Here is a 3,776-nt window from a genome sequence, read left to right as displayed (position 1 = left end):
GCCCTCACAAGGGGAGAAGGAAAAGACGCTAACCCTTAAAATCCTTCGCCAGCAGATAAAGCTCTACCGACTCATCGCGCGAGGCCGGCGGTTTGACGTGGTGGACCGAGCGGAAATTCTGCTTGAGCCTGGCGAGCAATTCGTTCTCGGCGCCGCCCTGAAAAGTCTTGGCGAGGAAATGACCGCCCGGCTTCAGCACCGACAGGGCGAAATCGGCCGCCACCTCGCACAGATACATGGTGCGGATGTGATCGGTCCGGCGATGGCCGGTGGTGGGTGCGGCCATGTCGGACAAAACGATGTCCGGTTGGCCGCCGAGCGTTTCGGCGAGCTTTTCCGGCGCCTGCGGGTCGAGAAAATCCATCAACAGCACCGGCGCGCCGGGCACCGCATCCATCTCCAGATAGTCGATGCCGACGACATGCGGATGGTCGGCCGTCGATTTCGTGCGCGCGGCGGCGACCTGGCACCAGCCACCGGGTGCCGCGCCAAGGTCGATGACTTTCATGCCGGGCTTGAGCAGATGGTGCTTGTCGTCGATCTCGATCAGCTTGTAGGCCGCGCGCGAGCGGTAGCCATCGGCCTTGGAGCGCTGGACATAAGGGTCGTTGATGTGGCGCTGCAGCCAGCGGCGCGACGATTCCTTCAGGCCGCTTTTCTTCTTGATCCGCGTCTTCAGCACGCGAATGCCGGCAGAGCCTGGTTTTTCCGGTTTCTTGGTCATTGCCTGACTTCTTGTTTGAGCATGATCTCCAGCGAAAACCGGTTGCCACTTTTCGCGGACGCGGCCCTTCGGTTCGCGATCATGCATTCTGGTCTGAGCATGATCTTTTCCGAAAACCGGTTGCCACTTTTCGGGATCATGCTCTGCCCCGCCCGTTGTTGCGCCAGACACCGTCGTCGGCCATCAATTCGCTCAGTATGCCCTCGCGCAGGCCGCGGTCGGCGACGCGCAGCCGCTCCGACGGCCACACCGCGCGGATCGCTTCCAGGATGGCGCAGCCGGCCAGCACCAGATCGGCGCGATCGGCGCCGATGCAAGGATTGGCGACGCGCTGCTGAAAGTCCCAACCGACCAGTTTTTCGACCATGCGGTCGACGCTGTCGCGGTCCATCCACAGCCCGTCGACGCGGCGGCGGTCGTAGCGCTCCAGGTCGAGGTGGACGCCGGCCAGCGTCGTCACCGTACCCGAGGTGCCGAGCAGGTGGAATTTCGGGCTGGCGAGCACATGGCTCAGCCGGTCGCGCCCGTCGAAGGCGTGCAGGCGCACAGCGACATCCTCGACCATGGCGGCAAAGATCTCGCGGGTGACGGCGCGGCCGCCGAAGCGCTCGGCCAGCGAGACGACGCCGACCGGCAGCGACGTCCACGAGACGATGTGGTTGGCGAGCCTCGGCGAGCGGTGGCCGGTGAGATCGATCAGCGCGATTTCCGAGGAGCCGCCGCCGATGTCGAACAGGACGACGCCTTGCGTGTCGCGATCGACCAGCGAGCCGCAGCCCGACACCGCCAGCCGCGCCTCGGTCTGGCGGTCGATGATCTCGAGTTTTAACCCCGCCTCGCGCTCGACGCGGTCGAGGAACTCGGCGCCGTTCGCGGCCGTGCGGCAGGCTTCGGTGGCGATCAGCCGGGCCTTCCTGATCTTGCGGCTGCGCAATTTGTCGCCGCAGATCTTCAGCGCCTCGACCGCACGGTCCATCGCCGGCTGCCCGAGCCGGCCATTGGCGGTGAGGCCCTCGCCCAGCCTGACGATGCGCGAGAAAGCGTCGATGACGCGGAACTGGCCGTGCCGCGTCGGCACCGCCACCAGCAGCCGGCAATTGTTGGTGCCGAGATCGAGTGCGGCAAACACCGGCAGTTCCTGCAGCGGCGGGCGGCGAACAGCCGGCTCCGGCCTGCTTGGCGCAACCGAGGGCGAGGGCGCGATGATGGCCTCGGGCGGGCGGCTGGCTGGAGCGCTGACGGCAGCCGCCGCCACTCCGGCCGCAGCTAGGCGAGCGTCATCGCGCGCAAAAACCTTGCGGCCGCGCCGGCGTTTGCGTCGCTTCCTGGTCTTGGCCTTCTGGCCATTCTGATGCTGGGACGCGTCGCCTGCCTGTCCGTGACCGGACCAAGGCTGCACCGGGCGGCCATTGTGCCGGCCGGCGGGTGGGCTTGCCTGGCCCGAAGGCGGCGGCGAAGCCCTGGACACGCCCACTTCCGGCGCGCCGGCGCCGGTGTCGTGGTCTTCCACTTCAGTTCCTTCCGGCGCCGCGCGAACCGGAGACCGGACGCAGCAGGCGCTTTCACATGTTCTAAGTTGCCACCAGACTAGCAGCGCCGGGCCGGATCACCAAGAGTGCAGGGGCCGAATTTTGTCGGCGGCATTGTCTCGCCGCTCCGCTCGGCCCGATGATGGCGGGACAGCGAAGGATCGCCAGCCTTTCCTTCTCCCTCCGCAGCGCGCCTTGCCGGTTGAATAGCCGGCTTCGATAAGGCATTTCTGGAATGGCGGGGATAAACCATTCGAAATCGCGGGCAGTTTTTCCTGACGCGAACCGAAAGGGCAACGGGGCTGCAACGCATGATCGTCACGCCATGAACTGGAGGCGCTATTTCTGGCCGGTCGTCGGCGTTGCGGCGGTCGTCTTCTCGCTATGGCTGCTGCTACACGAGCTGCGCGGCATTTCGCTCGACGACGTCTGGGACGGCATCGTCGCCATCCCTGCCCGCGGCTGGGTGCTCGCCGCGTTGAGCTCGGTCATCGCCTATGCGTCGCTGGCCGGCTACGACCACATCGCGCTCCTGCATATCGGCAAACGAGTGTCGTGGCTGTTCGTCACCCTTTGCTCCTTCACCACCTACGCGCTGTCTCACAATATCGGCGGCTCGGTATTTTCAGGCGCGGTGATCCGCTACCGCGCTTACGGAACCAAGGGGCTGACCGGACAGGACGTCGGCATTCTGGTGGCGATCTGCTGGATCACTTTCGTGCTCTCTACGGTGTTGGTTTCAGGGCTCGTGCTGGTGCTCGCGCCGGAGATCGTCGACCGTTTTTCCGGCACGCCGCATCATCGGCTTTCGCAGGCGGCGGGGCTCGCGATGCTGCTCGCGGTGGCGGCCTATATCTTCGGCAGCTGGCTGCATCTCAGGCCGCTGAAGGTCGGCAGCTTCCAGATCCATTATCCGGCGCTGCCGATCGTCGCGCGGCAATTGCTGATCGGCCCGGTCGAATTGCTGGCAGCGGCAGCGATCATTTTCTTCGCCCTGCCCGCGGCTGGCAATCCCGGCTATTTCGTCGTGCTCGGCGTTTTCCTGGTGTCGTTCTCGGTCGCCCAGATCTCGCACGCGCCGGGCGGGCTCGGCGTGTTCGAGGTCGTCTTCCTCACCGGGCTTTCGCATATGGACCCGGTCGGCGTGCTGGCAGCGCTGCTGGTGTTCCGGCTGTTCTACCTGATCATCCCGCTGGTGATGGCGCTCGGCGTCGTGCTGTATTTCGAGCACTCGCAGCTCGGGCGAAGGGAGAGTTGAGAGTGGCACCTGAAACATCGCGATCGAAATGTGGTGATTTGAAATGCCTTCGGCAGGCTTGACTATTTTCCGGCGGCGGCTACAAGGCACGCGCGGCATCGCCGCCCTGCCCGCGTGGTTTTCAACAGCCGCGCCCTGCTGGGGAATAGGTTAACGGTAGACCCACGGACTCTGACTCCGTTAGTCCTGGTTCGAATCCAGGTTCCCCAGCCAAACAAAATCAAGCACTTAGCTACCTAAACCGTAACCGGGGCAAAACCGGTGG

The 3,776-nt window shown here is 64.9% G+C and carries 3 protein-coding genes and 1 tRNA gene; 2 read left to right on the top strand and 2 right to left on the bottom strand.

Annotated elements, in window-relative coordinates:
• Window positions 1–28: 28 nt before the first annotated feature.
• Together NMG80_RS02625 and NMG80_RS02620 are read right to left on the bottom strand one after the other, a co-directional pair.
• The gene (locus NMG80_RS02625) at window positions 29–724 is read right to left on the bottom strand and encodes an RlmE family RNA methyltransferase (protein ID WP_254016697.1); all 696 of its coding nucleotides are present in this window, start codon (window positions 722–724) and stop codon (window positions 29–31) included.
• A 136-nt stretch (window positions 725–860) separates the two neighbouring features.
• Window positions 861–2,234 carry a Ppx/GppA phosphatase family protein gene (locus NMG80_RS02620; protein ID WP_254016696.1) on the bottom strand — a complete coding sequence of 458 codons (1,374 nt, stop codon included), beginning with the start codon at window positions 2,232–2,234 and terminating at the stop codon, window positions 861–863.
• 344 nt (window positions 2,235–2,578) lie between these two features.
• On the opposite strand from NMG80_RS02620, the gene NMG80_RS02615 reads away from it, so the two are divergent.
• Together NMG80_RS02615 and NMG80_RS02610 are read left to right on the top strand one after the other, a co-directional pair.
• Entirely contained in the window at window positions 2,579–3,511 is a 933-nt protein-coding gene (locus NMG80_RS02615) for a lysylphosphatidylglycerol synthase domain-containing protein (protein ID WP_254016695.1), read from the top strand.
• Between the two features lie 139 nt (window positions 3,512–3,650).
• Window positions 3,651–3,724: transfer RNA gene (locus NMG80_RS02610), tRNA-Gln, on the top strand.
• The last annotated feature ends 52 nt before the right edge of the window (window positions 3,725–3,776 follow it).

The sequence above is a fragment of the Mesorhizobium escarrei genome (genome assembly GCF_935825525.1).
Taxonomy (GTDB): domain Bacteria; phylum Pseudomonadota; class Alphaproteobacteria; order Rhizobiales; family Rhizobiaceae; genus Mesorhizobium; species Mesorhizobium escarrei.
This window is presented reverse-complemented; position numbering and strand designations above follow the sequence as displayed.